Genomic DNA, 15,858 nt, shown 5'->3' on the forward strand with positions numbered 1-15,858 from the left:
CCTCTCCCTCAGGGAGAGGGCTGGGGTGAGGGTGCGCTTTTACTCGTGATGCGGTTCGCCAAGGAACGTCAGCGAACTGAACAGCCCGCGACTGTTCACATCAGCGCTGTCCTTCACCGGCACTTCCACCTGCGCCGCAATCACATTCAATCCTTCATTACGCACCAGCACTTGCGCACGACCGTCCTTGTCCGTTTCAGTGCTCAGGGTGTTCGGTGCATTGCGATAGTCGCCAATCAGCTTCACGCCCGCTGCCGGCTTGCCATCGAGCAGCACCCGTACCGGCAGTGAATTGCCCGGGCCGACGGTCAGCGGGTCGACCTCCGGCAAAATCAGCAACTTGATCTGCTCAAGCCTGGGCAACTTTGCTCCCGGTTGATAAATCGCCAGGCTGTACTTGAGCGTCTCGGTGGCTTCGACAGCACCCGGCACTTTGCTGCGGCCTTCGTTGATCCATTTTCTGTCGGCGGTTTGCGACCACATGCCGTTGTTCAGTGCGACGGCCATGACCGCCGGTGTTTTTAGCGGCTTCAGGCGCGCGTGATCGGACAGGCGTTCGACGCTCACCGGGATCATTTTGCCGCTTGTGTCATAGGCCCAGGCGCGGCTGATTTTCTGCGCCTTGAAAGCATTGTCTTCGGCACCGTGGCCGTAGATCACTTCGATATTGCCGCGCCGTTGTTCGGTCCACAGGCCATGGGCCGAGGCTTGAGTGACGAACCAAGCGGCGATGATCAGTAGGGTTTTGCCGTATTGCATGGTGACGTCCTTTTACAGGTTTGAGTGTCAGGCTGACGGTGAAATTGCGCGGCTCGCCGGGGTTGACCCAATAATTGCTGTAGGAGCGCTCGTAATATTTTTCGTCGAAGAGATTGTTCAGGTTCAGGCCAACCGTGACGTTGTCGCTGGCCTTGTAATGGGCCAGCAGATCGACGGTGTGATAGGCCGGCATTTCAAAATCACCGCCGGCTTCACCGGAGCGATCGCCGACATAGGTGAACGCCGCGCCGACGTCCGAGCCGCGCAAATGGCCGTCCTGAAATTCGTACACACCGAGCAGGCTGCCACTGCGCTTGGCCACGCCGAGGATGCGGCTGCCGGTCGGGATTGCCGCGTCGCCCTTGGTCACTTCAGCGTCGATGTAAGCGAAGGCACCCATCACCCGCACGGCATCGGTCACTTGCCCGGTCACTTGCCAGTCGAAACCGCGACTGCGCGCCTTGCCCATCGCGCGGCTGGTATCGGTGTTCGGATCGAGGGCGAGGACGTTTTCCTTGTCGATGTGGAAGAAGGCGAGGGTGCTGCTCAGGCGCTCGTCGAACAGTTCGTTCTTGATGCCGATTTCGTAGCCGACACCTTCTTCGGGATCGAAGGATTTGCCGGAGGCGTCGAGGCCGTTATTCGGTTTGAACGAGGTCGAGGTGTTGGCGAACAGGCCGGTGTACGGCGTCAACTGATAGAGCAGGCCGGCGCGTTGGGTGAGGGCGTCGTGAGTCTGCTGGCTTTTGGCATCGCGGGTGTGATCGTCGATGCGTTGATCAAAGTGTTCGAAGCGTGCGCCGATCATCCCGCGCAGTTTGTCGGTGAAGATGATTTGATCCTGCAGGTTCAGTGCGTGGCTTTCGACGTGCTCGAAGAAGTCAGTACCCGAGCGTGGGCCGTTGGGTTTCGGTTGGCCGTAGATCGGCTTGTAGATGTCGATGGCGTAGGGACCGCCAGCGATGGTAGTGACGCGTTCGTTCTTGCGGAAGTTCTCGTATTCGGTGCCGATCAGCAGTTCGTGCTGCCATGGGCCGAGGTCGAACAGACCGCGCAGCTCCAATTGGGTGATGCTGTCGTGCCAGTTAGTGTCCCGTTCGCGGTAGCGTCGGTTGACCGTGTGACCATCGGCGTTCAGCGCACGACTTTCAGACGCGTCGCCCCACAGTTTGCCTTCCTTGTAGTGGCTGGCCAGACGCAGTTTCCAGCTGTCGCTGAGGTGATGTTCGAGGGTGGTCTGGAGCAGGTTGTTGTGGTTGTCGATGTTGCCGTCGTTCGGTTCACCAAGGAAGGTCGAGCGCGAGACGCCGCTCCATTTGTTGTTCGGCGCGACGATTCCTCGGTCGAACGTGGAGTTGTGCCGGACGATTTCGCTTTCCACCAACAACGAAGTGTCCGGGCTCAGTTGCCAACTGATCGAAGGTGCGACGAAGACCCGCTGGCTGTCGACGTGATCACGGAAGCTGTGGTTGTCTTCGACCGCGAGGTTGATCCGCGAGAGCACGTCCCCCTGCTCGTCGAGCGGCGTGTTGACGTCCAGTGCCGTGCGATAACGATCCCAGCTGCCAGCGCTGGTCTGCAGGGTGGTGAACGCTTCGGGCTGCGGCTTTTTGGTGACGATGTTTACCGTGCCGCCAGGATCGCCACGGCCATACAGGCTCGCGGCCGGACCTTTGAGGACTTCGATGCGCTCCACATTGGCCGCGTCCGGCGTGCTCGGGTAGCCGCGATTGGCGCTGAAACCGTCCTTGTAGAACTCCGAGGTGGTGAAGCCGCGTACGCTGTATTCGTACAGCGTCAGGCCGCCGAAATTGTTCTGCTTCGACACGCCGCCGGCAAATTCCAGTGCGCGTTCGACATTGTGGCTGCCCAGATCCTTGAGCACGCTGGCCGGCACCACGCTGATCGCTTGGGGAATGTCGCGGATGGCGGTGTCGGTTTTGGTTGCACTGGCGGAGCGCGTCGCGCGGTAGCCGCTGACCGGCCCGCTGGGGGATTCATAATCGGAAGTGACGCTGATGGCGTCGAGTTCGAGGGGTTGCGGATCTTCGGCGAAGACCGGATCGCCCAGCAGGCCCAGGGTCAGGCCAAGCAGCGAAGCCTTTTTTCGAGACGACATGTTATGTTGTTCCAATCGTTAAATTGAAACAATATAACATGCCTGTTGAGAGTGTCTTTCATTCGCGCACTCGGCGCGAATAAAGTTTTACTCTTCTTCTTTCACCGGTGCAGGCGGCGGACGCAGGCCGATTTCAGCGGTGAGCTTCAGTTCTTTGCCGTTGCGCATGACCTGAATGGTCACTTTGTCAGTCGGCTTGATCCGCGCCACTTGGTTCATGGACTTGCGGCCATCACCAGCCGGTTCGCCGTCGATACTCAGAATCACGTCACCCAGTTGCAGGCCGGCCTTCTGTGCCGGGCCATCGCGGAAGATCCCCGCCACGACGATCCCCGGACGCCCGGACAGGCCAAACGACTCGGCCAGTTCCTGGGTCAGCGGCTGCACTTCAATACCGAGCCAGCCACGAATCACCTGACCGTGCTCGATAATCGACTTCATCACTTCCATTGCCAGTTTCACCGGGATCGCAAAACCGATGCCCTGCGAGCCGCCGGACTTGGAGAAGATCGCCGTATTGATGCCGGTGAGGTTGCCGTTGGCATCGACCAGTGCGCCGCCGGAGTTGCCCGGGTTGATCGCCGCGTCGGTCTGGATGAAGTCTTCGTAGTTGTTCAGGCCCAACTGGTTGCGCCCGGTAGCGCTGATGATGCCCATGGTCACGGTCTGGCCGACGCCGAACGGGTTGCCGATGGCCAGCGCGACATCGCCGATGCGGATGCTGTCGGAGCGGCCGACGGTGATTGCCGGCAGGTTTTTCAAGTCGATCTTCAGTACCGCGAGGTCGGTTTCCGGGTCGCTGCCGATGACGCGGGCAAGGGTTTCGCGACCGTCCTTGAGCGCAACCACGATCTGGTCGGCGCCGGTGGTCACGTGGTTGTTGGTCAGAATGTAGCCTTCCGGGCTCATGATCACCCCGGAACCGAGGCTCGATTCCATGCGTTTCTGCTTCGGCGAGTTGTCACCGAAGAAGCGCCGGAACTGCGGATCTTCAAACAGCGGGTGCGCCGGTTTGTTGATGACCTTGGTGGTGTAAAGGTTGACTACCGAGGGTGCGGCGATGGTCACTGCGTCGGCATAGGACACCGGTCCCTGCTGCACGCTGGTGGTTTGCGGGGCCTGTTGCAGGTTGACATCGAGGCTCGGCAGCCCGACCCACTGCGGGTAACGCTGAATAATCAACAGAGCGATAAGCACACCGGCCAACAGCGGCCAGCCAAAAAAACGCAGCGCCTTGAGCATTAAGCACGTCCTGGAAAAGTTGCAGGCGGGGGCAGACCGCCCATAATGTCGCGCATTATACGAGGCCGCGCGCGCCTCTGAACGGGATATTTAGGAGTCTTTCATGGCTGTCGCTCTCAGCACTCTCGTCGAAGAAGCCGACCGTTACCTTGGCAGTGCAAAAATCGCTGATTATTGCCCGAACGGCCTGCAGGTCGAAGGCCGCCCGCAAGTGATGCGCATCGTCAGTGGCGTCACCGCCAGTCAGGCGCTGCTTGACGCGGCGGTGGAGGCCGAGGCCGATCTGATACTGGTGCATCACGGTTATTTCTGGAAAGGCGAGAACCCGTGCATCACCGGCATGAAGCAGCGGCGCTTGAAGACTTTGCTCAAGCACGACATCAGTCTGCTCGCCTATCACTTGCCGCTGGATCTGCATCCGGAGGTCGGCAACAACGTGCAACTGGCGCGTCAGCTGGACATTACCGTTGAAGGGCCACTGGATCCGGACAACCTCAAAATTGTCGGACTGGTCGGGTCGTTGAATGAGCCGATGACTGCGCGTGATTTCGCCCGCAAGGTTAAAGACGTCATGGGCCGCGAGCCGCTGCTGGTCGAGGGCAGTGGGATGATTCGTCGGATCGGCTGGTGCACCGGTGGCGGGCAGGGCTATATCGATCAGGGCGTGGCGGCGGGTGTCGATCTGTTCCTCAGCGGTGAAGCCTCCGAGCAGACCTTCCACAGCGCGCGGGAAAACGACATCAGCTTCATCGCCGCCGGCCACCACGCCACCGAGCGCTATGGCGTGCAGGCGCTGGGTGACTACCTGGCAAAACGTTTCGCCCTCGAACACATCTTCATCGATTGCCCGAACCCTATCTGAATCCACCGCATTTCGCCTGTAGGAGTGAGCCTGCTCGCGATAGCTTTGTCACATTCAACATAGCGGCGACTGATACACCGCTATCGCGAGCAGGCTCACTCCTACAAGGGGTGGGTGCCCAAACGGGTGGGCATATTCATATGCCCTTTCGATCTAGTAGGCGTCCTGATTAGAAGAGGTCGCTGTGCTAGGATTCCCCGCTCGAACACGGCCCGCTGGCCGTTCATAAGAAAGCTTTCGTGAGTAGCCATGGTCGACAAACTGACGCATCTGAAACAGCTGGAGGCGGAAAGCATCCACATCATCCGCGAGGTGGCCGCCGAGTTCGACAACCCGGTGATGCTGTACTCCATCGGTAAAGACTCCGCCGTGATGCTGCATCTGGCACGCAAGGCGTTCTTCCCGGGCAAACTGCCGTTTCCGGTGATGCACGTCGACACTCGCTGGAAATTCCAGGAGATGTACAAGTTCCGCGACAAGATGGTCGAAGAGCTGGGCCTGGACCTGATCACCCACATCAACCCCGATGGCGTGGCGCAGAACATCAACCCGTTCACCCACGGCAGCGCCAAACACACCGACATCATGAAGACCGAGGGCCTGAAACAGGCGCTCGACAAGCATGGTTTCGACGCCGCGTTCGGCGGCGCCCGTCGCGATGAAGAGAAATCCCGCGCGAAAGAGCGCGTGTACTCGTTCCGCGACAGCAAGCACCGCTGGGACCCGAAAAACCAGCGCCCTGAGCTGTGGAACGTCTACAACGGCAAGGTCAACAAGGGCGAATCCATTCGTGTGTTCCCGTTGTCGAACTGGACCGAGCTGGACATCTGGCAATACATCTACCTCGAAGGCATCCCGATCGTGCCGCTGTACTTCGCCGCCGAGCGCGAAGTGATCGAGAAGAACGGCACGCTGATCATGATCGACGACGACCGTATCCTTGAACACCTGTCCGACGAGGACAAGGCACGCATCGTCAAAAAGAAAGTGCGTTTCCGTACCCTTGGCTGCTACCCGTTGACGGGCGCGGTGGAGTCCGAGGCCGAAAGCCTCACGGACATCATTCAGGAAATGCTCCTGACGCGAACTTCCGAGCGCCAGGGCCGGGTCATCGACCACGATGGCGCAGGCTCGATGGAAGACAAGAAACGTCAGGGTTATTTCTAAGGGGTTGTCATGTCGCACGCATCTGATTTGATCAGCGAGGACATCCTCGCCTACCTGGGCCAGCACGAACGTAAAGAGCTGCTGCGCTTTTTGACCTGCGGTAACGTCGATGACGGCAAGAGCACCCTGATCGGGCGCCTGCTGCACGACTCCAAGATGATCTACGAAGATCACCTGGAAGCTATCACTCGCGATTCGAAGAAAGTCGGCACCACCGGTGACGACATCGACCTGGCGTTGCTGGTCGATGGCCTGCAGGCTGAGCGTGAGCAGGGCATCACCATCGATGTCGCCTACCGCTATTTCTCCACCGCCAAACGCAAATTCATCATCGCCGACACCCCTGGCCATGAGCAGTACACCCGCAACATGGCCACCGGTGCGTCCACCTGTGACCTGGCGATCATCCTGGTCGACGCCCGTTACGGCGTGCAGACCCAGACCCGTCGCCACAGCTTCATCGCCTCGTTGCTGGGCATCAAGCACATCGTCGTCGCCATCAACAAGATGGACCTGAAAGACTTCGATGAAGGCGTGTTCGAGTCGATCAAGGCCGACTACCTGAAGTTCGCCGAAGGCTTGAAGATGAAGCCGACCAGCATGCACTTCGTGCCGATGTCTGCCCTCAAGGGCGACAACGTAGTGAACAAGTCCGAGCGCTCGCCTTGGTACAAAGGCCAGTCGCTGATGGAAATCCTCGAGACCGTGGAAGTGGCGGGCGACCGCAACTTCACCGATTTGCGTTTCCCGGTGCAGTACGTCAACCGTCCGAACCTGAACTTCCGCGGTTTCGCTGGCACCCTCGCCAGCGGCATCGTGCACAAGGGCGACGAAGTGGTGGTTCTGCCGTCGGGCAAGAGCAGCCGCGTCAAATCCATCGTCACCTTCGAAGGTGAGCTGGAGCAGGCCGGCCCGGGTCAAGCGGTGACGCTGACCATGGAAGATGAAATCGACATCTCCCGTGGCGACCTGCTGGTGCATGCCGACAACGTGCCGCCGGTCACTGACAGCTTCGAAGCGATGCTGGTGTGGATGGCTGAAGAGCCGATGCTGCCGGGCAAGAAATACGACATCAAGCGCGCCACCAGTTACGTGCCGGGCTCGATTGCCAGCATCGTCAACAAGGTCGACGTGAACACCCTCGAAGAAGGCCCGGCGAGCGCGTTGCAGCTCAACGAAATCGGCAAGGTGAAGATCGCGCTCGACGCGCCGATCGCCCTCGACGGTTACGACAGCAACCGCACCACCGGCGCGTTCATCGTCATCGACCGTTTGACCAACGGCACCGTCGGCGCCGGCATGATCGTCGCTCAGCCAGTGGCTCATGGGACTGCCTCGCACCACGGCAAACTGGCTCACGTTGCCACTGAGGAACGTTCCCAGCGTTTCGGCCAGCAGCCAGCGACCGTGCTGTTCAGCGGCCTGTCGGGCGCGGGCAAGAGCACGCTGGCCTACGCGGTCGAGCGCAAGCTGTTCGACATGGGCCGTGCGGTGTTTGTGCTCGATGGTCAGAATCTGCGTCACGACCTGAACAAAGGGCTGCCGCAGGATCGTGCCGGTCGTACCGAGAACTGGCGGCGTGCTGCGCATGTGGCGCGTCAGTTCAACGAGGCGGGTCTGTTGACTCTGGCGGCGTTTGTGGCGCCGAGCGCCGAAGGTCGCGAGCAGGCCAAGGATCTGATCGGCAAGGAGCGTCTGCTGACGGTTTATGTGCAGGCCTCGCCGGCGGTGTGTGCCGAGCGTGATCCGCAGGGCTTGTATGCTGCGGGTGGCGATAATATTCCGGGTGAGTCGTTCCCGTATGACGTGCCGCTGAATGCTGATCTGGTGATCGACACGCAGTCGCTGTCGTTGGAAGAGAGCGTCAAGCAGGTGCTGGATCTGCTGCGCAAGCGTGGCGCGATTTAAGCTTTAGCCGGAAATGAAAGGCCCGCGGATGAGTGATCATCGGCGGGTTTTTTATTGGGGGGCATTTGGTTTTCGGCGGTGGCGGCTTTTGGGCTGACCATGCTCTGGGGGTTTTGGGTGTATATCCGTTGCTGCGGTAACGGCTTCTTAGGGTTCCGCCCTTACGGCGGGTCACTTTTTACAAACGCCTAAAAAGTAACCAAAAACGCTTGCTCCTGCGTTCGGCCCGCTCGCTGGGGCTCGGGGTCCCTTCGCTGCGGGATTGATCCGGGGGGCAGCGCCTACGGTTTGCTTCGCTACACCTCCTCTCGCTGTGTTTGGCTGCGCCAAACGGTCGCTGCGCTCCCACCCCCGGATCAATCCCTACGCTCAGCCTTCCGACGTCGCCCGTGGATCAAGATCAAGAGCTTTCGGCGAGCTGACACTCGGCCATTTGAGTGGTGAAAAGCGTGCGCCTGGCTTTAGTTTTTCCTGTGGGAGCTGGCTTGCCAGCGATGGCGGCCTGACAGCCGACCAATCTCTACCTGAATACACCGGTTTCAAACTGTGGGAGCGGGCTTGCTCGCGAAGGCGGCCTCACAGCCGACCAAGCTCTAACTGATGCACTCCATCCAACTGTGGGAGTGAGCCTGCTCGCGATAGCGGTATGTCGTTCAACATTGGGAGTGGCTGTTCCACCGCTATCGCGAGCAGGCTCGCTCCTACAGGGGATTAACGTTTGTCTGCGAATTCGCGGTGCATCTGTTCCAGCAGCGCATCCTTGTCCTGCCACAGCTGATTGATCCATCCCTGGAATTGCAGGCGATACTCACCGTCCTGGTCGTAGTTCTTGCCGATGAAGGCCGGCGGGATTTTCAGCTCTTCAAAGTGCACCACCACGTCGCGCACGTTGCCGCACAGCAGATCCCAGAAACCCGGACGCCCGCCCGGATAGTGGATGGTCACGTTGACGATCGACTCCAGTTGCTCACCCATCGCGTCCAGCACGAAGGCGATGCCGCCAGCCTTGGGTTTGAGCAGGTATTTGAACGGGGACTGCTGTTGCGCATGTTTGCCTTCGGTGAAGCGCGTGCCTTCGACGAAGTTGAAAATCCCCACCGGGTGGTTGCGGAATTTCGCGCAGGTCTTGCGCGTGGTTTCCAGGTCTTTGCCTTTCTTCTCTGGATGCTTTTCCAGGTACGCCTTGGAGTAGCGCTTCATGAACGGGAAGCCCAGCGCCCACCACGCCAGACCGATCACCGGAACCCAGATCAGCTCCTGCTTGAGGAAGAATTTCAGCGGCTGGATCCGGCGGTTGAGCACGTATTGCAGCACCAGAATGTCGACCCAGCTCTGGTGGTTGCTGGTGATCAGGTATGAGTGTTGATAGTCCAGACCTTGCAGGCCGCTGATGTGCCAGCGGGTGCGGCGCACCAGGTTCATCCAGCCTTTGTTGTTGCTGATCCAGGCTTCGTGGGTGTGGCTCATCAGCCACAGTGAGGCGCGGCGGGCGAGGTCGAAGGGCAGCACTTTGATCAGCGCGACGCAGAACAGGAACGAGCACAGCAGAATCGTATTGAGTGCCAACAGCAGCGCGGCGATCACGCCGCGAATCGGGGCGGGCAGGAAGTCCAGCATTTACACATCCATAGGTCGGTTGGCGGCTTGAATCGCGGTCAGGGCGATGGTGTAGACGATGTCGTCGACCTGCGCGCCGCGCGGCAGGTCGTTCACCGGTTTGCGCAAGCCTTGCAGCATCGGGCCGAGGCTGACGCAGTCGGCGCTGCGCTGCACGGCTTTGTGGGTGGTGTTGCCGGTGTTCAGGTCGGGGAACACGAACACCGTGGCGCGACCGGCCACCTGGCTGTTCGGCGCCAGTTGCCGGGCAACGTCTGCGTTGGCAGCGGCGTCGTATTGCAGCGGGCCGTCGATCAGCAGCGAGTGCTGTTGCTCGTGGGCGAGCAGGGTGGCTTCGCGGACTTTCTCGACTTCTTCACCGCTGGCCGATTCGCCGCTGGAGTAACTGATCATCGCCACGCGCGGGGTGATGCCGAATGCTGCTGCGGAATCAGCGCTTTGCAGGGCGATCTCCGCCAGTTCGGCGGCGCTCGGGTGCGGGTTCATCACACAGTCGCCGTAGACCAGCACTTCTTCGGGGAACAGCATGAAAAACACCGACGACACCAGCGTACAGCCCGGTGCGGTCTTGATCAGTTGCAGGGCCGGGCGGATGGTGTTGGCGGTGGTGTTGATCACACCGGAGACCAGGCCGTCGACCTCATCCAGCGCGAGCATCATGGTGCCGATCACCACGGTGTCTTCCAGTTGCTGTTCGGCCATCGGCGCGTTGAGGCTTTTGCTTTTGCGCAGGGCGACCATCGGCTCGATGTAGCGCTCGCGGATCAGATCCGGATCGAGGATCTCCAGCCCCGGCGGCAACTCGATACCTTGCGCACGGGCCACGGCTTCGACGTCTTCGGGTTTGGCCAGCAACACGCAACGGGCGATGCCGCGCTCCTGGCAGATTGCTGCCGCTTGCACGGTGAGCGGCTCGCTGCCTTCGGGCAGGACGATACGTTTGTTCGCCGACTGCGCCCGTTGAATCAGTTGATAGCGGAATACCGCGGGTGACAGGCGCATTTCCCGCGGCGTGCCGCAGCGTTGATGCAGCCATTTCGCGTCGAGATGGCTGGCGACGAAGTCAGTGATGATCTCCGCACGCTCGCGGTCATCGATGGGGATTTCCTTGTTCAGGCCATTGAGCAGGTTGGCGGTGTCGTAGGAGCCAGTGCTCACCGACAGCACCGGCAGACCGGCCTGCAACGCGCCACGGCATAGGTCCATGATGCGTGGATCGGGCAGGGTGTCGCTGGTCAGCAACAGCCCGGCCAGCGGTACGCCATTGAGTGCCGCGAGGCTGACCGCGAGGATGATGTCGTCGCGATCACCCGGGGTCACCACCAGTACGCCGGGCTTGAGCAGCTCCACGGTGTTGCGCATGGTCCGTGCACAGATGATGATTTTGGTCATGCGCCGGGTTTCGTAATCGCCGGCGTTGAGCACCTGCGCGCCCATCAGGTCGGCGACGTCACGGGTGCGCGGTGCGTTGAGTTCGGGCTGGAACGGAATGCAACCGAGCAGGCGGAAATCACCGCTGCGCAACAACGGCGAATGCTCTTTGAGGCGCGTGGCGAAGGCGTCCATGCTCTCCTCGGTCTTGACCTTGTTGAGGATTACGCCGAGGACTTTTGGATCTTTCGGGCCGCCGAACAATTGCGCCTGCAATTCCACGCGGCCGGAGAGTTCGGCAAGCACTTCGTTTTCCGGGGCCGAGACCAGAATCACCTCGGCATCCAGGCTTTTCGCCAGGTGCAAATTGACCCGCGCGGCGTAGCTGGCGCTGCGGGTCGGCACCATGCCTTCGACTACCAGCACGTCTTTGCCGATGGCAGCTTGCTGATACAAGGCGATGATTTCTTCGAGCAACTCATCGAGCTGACCGTCGCCGAGCATCCGCTCGACATGGGCCAGGCCCAGTGGCTGCGGCGGTTTCAGGCCGTGGGTGCGCGCTACCAGTTCGGTGGAGCGCTCAGGACCAGTGTCGCCCGGATGCGGCTGGGCAATCGGTTTGAAGAAGCCGACTTTCAGTCCGGCCCGCTCCAGGGTACGCACCAGCCCGAGGCTGATGGAGGTCAGACCCACGCCAAAATCGGTGGGCGCGATAAAAAAAGTTTGCATGCGGATTCTCTAAAGGTGCATGGCAATGGTGGCGATCTATACGTGACCGCCTACCGCAATTCAGTCGCCAAGGTTATCGCTAACCGAGCCTTGTGCGCACCAACCGCAGTCAAAGGGTTGGCCTATTTTTTCAATACGTTGCGCCGGGTCCAGGACCCATGGCCGCGATTGCCACGGCGGCTGGTGACGCAGGTGCTGGGTGTGGCCACAGGAAAGCTCGGCCACCCAGTGACCGTCTTCATCCTGATGGAAGCCGGCGATTGTCGAATCCCGTTTGTCCGGGTTGTGTTCGCTTTCGCGCGATTGCTTCGCTAAACTTGGCCTTTCTATATTCTTCTGCAAAAGGTCTCGCCCCATGCTGATCGCCGCCAATAAGGCTGTCTCCATCGACTATACCCTGACCAACGACGCTGGTGAGGTCATCGACAGCTCCGCCGGCGGCGCTCCGCTGGTCTACCTGCAAGGCGCAGGCAACATCATCCCGGGCCTGGAAAAAGCTCTGGAAGGCAAAGCTGTTGGTGACGAGCTGGAAGTGTCCGTTGAGCCGGAAGACGCTTACGGCGAATATGCTGCCGAGCTGGTCAGCACCCTGAGCCGCAGCATGTTCGAAGGCGTTGACGAGCTGGAAGTCGGCATGCAGTTCCACGCTTCGGCGCCGGATGGCCAGATGCAGATCGTGACCATCCGTGACCTGGACGGCGACGACGTCACCGTCGACGGCAACCACCCACTGGCCGGTCAGCGCCTGAACTTCAAAGTGAAGGTCGTTGCTATCCGTGACGCCAGCCAGGAAGAAGTCGCTCATGGCCACGTCCATGGCGAAGGTGGCCATCACCACTGATTTTCTGCGCTAAGCTTCGAGTACTGGAGAGGCGCCTGCGGGCGCCTTTTTAGTCCGCGGCTGTCCTTGGTGCTCTCGCCAAGTGGCTGTTTCGAGTAGAACACGGGAATCTGGAGTCCGTCATGAGTGCTTTTCACGACCTTAAGTTGACAGCCCTGGATGGTCAGGAGCTACCGCTGGCGCCTTTCAAAGGCCAAGTCGTGCTGGTGGTCAACGTCGCCTCCAAATGCGGCTTGACCCCACAGTACGCGGCGCTGGAAAACCTCTACCAGCAATTCAAGGGCAAGGGCTTCAGTGTGCTGGGCCTGCCGTGCAACCAGTTTGCCGGTCAGGAGCCAGGTACCGAACAGCAAATCCAGGAGTTCTGCAGCCTGAACTATGGCGTGACGTTCCCGTTGTCGAGCAAGCTTGAAGTCAACGGCCATGATCGTCATCAGCTATACCGCTTGCTGGCGGGCGAGGGCGCGGAGTTTCCGGGGGATATCACCTGGAACTTCGAGAAATTCCTGCTCGGCAAGGATGGCCGGGTATTGGCGCGATTCTCGCCGCGCACGCCGCCGGATGATCCGACCATTGTCCACGCGATTGAAAAAGCGCTGGGCTGAAACACAAAAATCGCAGCCATCGAGCTGCGATTTTTTTTGCCTGACTTTTGACCCTTAATCATTCAAATCAATAGTGCTGTTAAAAGGCGCTGACTGTTCATATTATCGCCGTCATAAAGTCATTCCCTGTGGAGCCTTCCAATGCCGGTGCAAGCCCTGTTCAAACCGTTCCACCTCGGTGCCCTCGAACTGCCGACCCGCGTGGTGATGGCGCCGATGACCCGCTCGTTTTCCCCGGGTGGCGTACCCAATTCCAAAGTGATCGAGTACTACCGTCGCCGCGCTGCGGCCGGTGTTGGCCTGATCATCACCGAAGGCACCACCGTCGGTCACAAGGCTTCCAACGGTTACCCGAATGTGCCGCAGTTCTTCGGCGAAGCGCCACTGGCCGGCTGGAAAAAAGTCGTCGACGCGGTGCATGCCGAGGGCGGGAAGATTGTTCCGCAACTGTGGCATGTCGGCAGCGTGCGCCGCATCGGCACCGAGCCGGACGCCAGCGTCCCGGCTTACGGCCCGACGGAAAAACTCAAGGATGGTCAGGTCGTGGTCCACGGCATGACCAAGCAGGACATTCAAGACGTGATCGGTGCTTTCGCCCAAGCGGCGAAGGATGCGCAAAGCATCGGTATGGACGGCGTGGAAATCCACGGCGCCCACGGCTATCTGATCGACCAGTTCTTCTGGGAAGGCAGCAACCAGCGCACCGACGAATACGGCGGCAGCCTGGCCAACCGTTCGCGCTTCGCCATCGAGTTGATTCAAGCGGTGCGCGCGGCAGTCGGTGAAGGCTTCCCGATCATCTTCCGTTTTTCGCAGTGGAAGCAGCAGGATTACACCGCGCGTCTGGTGCAGACCCCGGAGGCGCTGGGCGAATTCCTCAAGCCGTTGGCCGACGCCGGGGTGGACATTTTCCACTGCTCGACGCGGCGTTTCTGGGAGCCTGAATTTGACGGTTCCGAGCTGAACCTGGCCGGCTGGACGCGCAAACTGACCGGCAAACCGACCATCACCGTAGGCAGCGTCGGCCTGGACGGCGAGTTCCTGCAGTTCATGGTCAACACCGACAAGGTCGCACAACCGGCAAGCCTGGAGAAACTGCTGGAGCGTCTGAACAACGACGAGTTCGATCTGGTGGCAGTGGGCCGTGCGCTGCTGGTGGATCCGGACTGGGCGCTGAAAGTCCGTGAAGGGCGTGAGCAGGATATTCTGCCGTTCAGCCGTGAGGCGTTGATGACCCTGGTTTAAGCGTCGCCATTACCGACCCCTTCGCGAGCAAGCTCGCTCCCACATTTTGAAATGCATTCCAAATGTGGGAGCGAGCTTGCTCGCGAAGAGGGCATCAGAGTCGACGATGATCTAAGGCAATGTCTGCGCATTCGGCAACACCCGCTCCCGCACACACGCGCCACGCAAGTGCTTTTCAAATTGCTCGATGATCGCCGCCCACCCCTGGCGACTGGCATGCTGGCGCGCATTCAGGCGCACGCAACGCAAGGTCTCATCTTCCTCCAGCAACCACGCCGCCGCATCGCAGAACGCTTGTTCATCACCGGGCATCGCCAACACGCCGTTGTAACCGTGGCGAATGTGCTGCGCTGCCGCAGCCTGATCGTACGCCACCACCCCCAGCCCTGACGCCAGTGCTTCCAGCACCACATTGCCGAAGGTTTCGGTCATGCTCGGGAACAGGAAGATATCGCCGGACGCATAGTGCGCCGCCAGCGCTTCGCCGCGTTGTGAACCACAGAAGATCGCCTCGGGCAGCTCCTTTTCCAACGCAGGCCGTTGCGGTCCGTCGCCGACCACGATCAGCTTCAGTTTGCGCTGTGGATAAGTGCGGCACAGGGTGTCGAAGCAGCGCTTGAGCAGGCCGAGGTTCTTTTCCGGGGCCAGCCGGCCGACGTGAATCACCGCGATGTCGTGCTCGCTCAGGCCCCATTGCTCACGCAATCCGTTCAGGCGCTTGGCCGGGTGAAACAGCTGGCTGTCCACGCCGCGGGAGAGCAGGGCGAGTCGGTTGAAATGCCGACGCTCCAGTTCCAGGCGCTGACTGACACTGGGTACCAGGGTCATCGCCGAGCGATTGTGAAACCAGCGCAGATAATGGGTCAGCAAGCGCGTCAGCAAACTCAGTCCGTACTGGTGGGTGTATTGCTGGAAATTGGTGTGAAAACCGCTGACCACCGAGATCCCCAGGCGTCGCGCCGCACGCAACGCCGACAAACCGAGCGGGCCTTCGGTGGCGATGTACAAAACGTCCGGGCGATGACGCTTCCAGCGCCGCAGCAGCTTGTGCATCGACGACTGTCCCCATTGCAGCCCGGGATAACCCGGCAACGGCCAGCCTCGACACAACAGCAAGGCATCGTCCTCGACGCGCTGCGGATCGCCCGCCTGGCGCGGTCGCACCAGTTCCACCTGATGCCCACGCGCGCGCAAGCCATCGCACAAGCGACCAAGGGTATTGGCCACCCCGTTGATTTCCGGTGGGAAGGTTTCGCTGATCAGAGTGATATGCAGAGCTGTCGTCATGACCTCAGTGTCGGCTGAGGCCATGTCGTGCTTGTGACGTTCGGATGATGGATTTATGACTGCTGCCCAGACGGCGGTTGAAGTGCTCGTGCAGGCGTCAGCCAGG

The 15,858-nt window shown here is 60.4% G+C and carries 12 protein-coding genes and 1 pseudogene; 6 read left to right on the plus strand and 7 right to left on the minus strand.

Annotation, left to right across the window (positions count from 1 at the left end):
- Positions 1 to 39: 39 nt before the first annotated feature.
- From E3Z29_RS07040 to algW, 3 genes and pseudogenes are all read right to left on the minus strand, one after another.
- A complete protein-coding gene (locus tag E3Z29_RS07040; RefSeq protein WP_134785446.1) occupies positions 40 to 759 on the minus strand; it encodes a DUF4198 domain-containing protein in 720 nt (239 codons plus the stop codon).
- 22 nt (positions 760 to 781) lie between these two features.
- Positions 782 to 2,878: pseudogene (locus tag E3Z29_RS07045) on the minus strand (TonB-dependent siderophore receptor); the annotation flags it as partial.
- Between the two features lie 87 nt (positions 2,879 to 2,965).
- Positions 2,966 to 4,120 carry a Do family serine endopeptidase AlgW gene (gene algW, locus E3Z29_RS07050; protein WP_096795365.1) on the minus strand — a complete coding sequence of 385 codons (1,155 nt, stop codon included), beginning with the start codon at positions 4,118 to 4,120 and terminating at the stop codon, positions 2,966 to 2,968.
- A 103-nt stretch (positions 4,121 to 4,223) separates the two neighbouring features.
- Here algW and E3Z29_RS07055 point away from each other — a divergent pair, with 103 nt between their 5' ends.
- The 3 genes from E3Z29_RS07055 (at position 4,224) to cysN (ending at position 8,057) form a co-directional block, all read left to right on the plus strand.
- On the plus strand, positions 4,224 to 4,982 hold the full coding sequence (locus E3Z29_RS07055; protein WP_134785447.1) for a Nif3-like dinuclear metal center hexameric protein: 759 nt from the start codon (positions 4,224 to 4,226) through the stop codon (positions 4,980 to 4,982).
- A 249-nt stretch (positions 4,983 to 5,231) separates the two neighbouring features.
- Positions 5,232 to 6,149 carry a sulfate adenylyltransferase subunit CysD gene (gene cysD, locus E3Z29_RS07060; protein ID WP_098967227.1) on the plus strand — a complete coding sequence of 306 codons (918 nt, stop codon included), beginning with the start codon at positions 5,232 to 5,234 and terminating at the stop codon, positions 6,147 to 6,149.
- A 9-nt stretch (positions 6,150 to 6,158) separates the two neighbouring features.
- Positions 6,159 to 8,057 carry a sulfate adenylyltransferase subunit CysN gene (gene cysN / locus E3Z29_RS07065; RefSeq protein ID WP_027610861.1) on the plus strand — a complete coding sequence of 633 codons (1,899 nt, stop codon included), beginning with the start codon at positions 6,159 to 6,161 and terminating at the stop codon, positions 8,055 to 8,057.
- 711 nt (positions 8,058 to 8,768) lie between these two features.
- On the opposite strand, the gene E3Z29_RS07070 is transcribed toward cysN, so the two are convergent.
- Genes E3Z29_RS07070 through E3Z29_RS07080 form a run of 3 tightly spaced genes read right to left on the minus strand, consistent with a single transcriptional unit; the run spans position 8,769 to position 12,161 of the window.
- Positions 8,769 to 9,674 (minus strand): acyltransferase, encoded by a 906-nt coding sequence (locus E3Z29_RS07070; protein ID WP_134785448.1) that lies wholly within the window; start codon positions 9,672 to 9,674, stop codon positions 8,769 to 8,771.
- Positions 9,675 to 11,774 carry a phosphate acetyltransferase gene (gene pta / locus E3Z29_RS07075; RefSeq protein ID WP_098967230.1) on the minus strand — a complete coding sequence of 700 codons (2,100 nt, stop codon included), beginning with the start codon at positions 11,772 to 11,774 and terminating at the stop codon, positions 9,675 to 9,677.
- Positions 11,775 to 11,834: 60 nt separating this feature from the next.
- On the minus strand, positions 11,835 to 12,161 hold the full coding sequence (locus E3Z29_RS07080) for a DUF3565 domain-containing protein (protein WP_096795392.1): 327 nt from the start codon (positions 12,159 to 12,161) through the stop codon (positions 11,835 to 11,837).
- Here E3Z29_RS07080 and E3Z29_RS07085 point away from each other — a divergent pair.
- From E3Z29_RS07085 to E3Z29_RS07095, 3 genes are all read left to right on the plus strand, one after another.
- Positions 12,130 to 12,615, plus strand: a complete 486-nt coding sequence (locus tag E3Z29_RS07085) for a peptidylprolyl isomerase (protein ID WP_007968032.1) — start codon at positions 12,130 to 12,132, stop codon at positions 12,613 to 12,615. The genes E3Z29_RS07080 and E3Z29_RS07085 overlap by 32 nt on opposite strands.
- Positions 12,616 to 12,737: 122 nt before the next feature.
- Positions 12,738 to 13,220 (plus strand): glutathione peroxidase, encoded by a 483-nt coding sequence (locus tag E3Z29_RS07090; RefSeq protein WP_027610864.1) that lies wholly within the window; start codon positions 12,738 to 12,740, stop codon positions 13,218 to 13,220.
- A gap of 141 nt (positions 13,221 to 13,361) precedes the next feature.
- Positions 13,362 to 14,465, plus strand: coding sequence for an NADH:flavin oxidoreductase (locus E3Z29_RS07095; RefSeq protein ID WP_003221722.1), 1,104 nt, complete (start codon positions 13,362 to 13,364; stop codon positions 14,463 to 14,465).
- 111 nt (positions 14,466 to 14,576) lie between these two features.
- On the opposite strand, the gene E3Z29_RS07100 is transcribed toward E3Z29_RS07095, so the two are convergent.
- Positions 14,577 to 15,776, minus strand: a complete 1,200-nt coding sequence (locus E3Z29_RS07100; protein ID WP_134785449.1) for a glycosyltransferase family 1 protein — start codon at positions 15,774 to 15,776, stop codon at positions 14,577 to 14,579.
- Positions 15,777 to 15,858: the final 82 nt, after the last annotated feature.

The organism is Pseudomonas sp. S150, assembly GCF_004526365.1.
GTDB lineage: Bacteria > Pseudomonadota > Gammaproteobacteria > Pseudomonadales > Pseudomonadaceae > Aquipseudomonas > Aquipseudomonas putida_A.

Excerpts from the sequence above, each read along its gene's own strand:
- E3Z29_RS07040 (WP_134785446.1), bottom strand. The coding sequence starts at position 759 with ATGCAATACGGCAAAACCCTACTGATCATCGCCGCTTGGTTCGTCACT.
- algW (WP_096795365.1), bottom strand. The coding sequence starts at position 4,120 with ATGCTCAAGGCGCTGCGTTTTTTTGGCTGGCCGCTGTTGGCCGGTGTG.
- E3Z29_RS07055 (WP_134785447.1), top strand. The coding sequence starts at position 4,224 with ATGGCTGTCGCTCTCAGCACTCTCGTCGAAGAAGCCGACCGTTACCTT.
- cysD (WP_098967227.1), top strand. The coding sequence starts at position 5,232 with ATGGTCGACAAACTGACGCATCTGAAACAGCTGGAGGCGGAAAGCATC.
- cysN (WP_027610861.1), top strand. The coding sequence starts at position 6,159 with ATGTCGCACGCATCTGATTTGATCAGCGAGGACATCCTCGCCTACCTG.
- E3Z29_RS07070 (WP_134785448.1), bottom strand. The coding sequence starts at position 9,674 with ATGCTGGACTTCCTGCCCGCCCCGATTCGCGGCGTGATCGCCGCGCTG.
- pta (WP_098967230.1), bottom strand. The coding sequence starts at position 11,774 with ATGCAAACTTTTTTTATCGCGCCCACCGATTTTGGCGTGGGTCTGACC.
- E3Z29_RS07085 (WP_007968032.1), top strand. The coding sequence starts at position 12,130 with ATGCTGATCGCCGCCAATAAGGCTGTCTCCATCGACTATACCCTGACC.
- E3Z29_RS07080 (WP_096795392.1), bottom strand. The coding sequence starts at position 12,161 with ATGGAGACAGCCTTATTGGCGGCGATCAGCATGGGGCGAGACCTTTTG.
- E3Z29_RS07090 (WP_027610864.1), top strand. The coding sequence starts at position 12,738 with ATGAGTGCTTTTCACGACCTTAAGTTGACAGCCCTGGATGGTCAGGAG.
- E3Z29_RS07095 (WP_003221722.1), top strand. The coding sequence starts at position 13,362 with ATGCCGGTGCAAGCCCTGTTCAAACCGTTCCACCTCGGTGCCCTCGAA.
- E3Z29_RS07100 (WP_134785449.1), bottom strand. The coding sequence starts at position 15,776 with ATGGCCTCAGCCGACACTGAGGTCATGACGACAGCTCTGCATATCACT.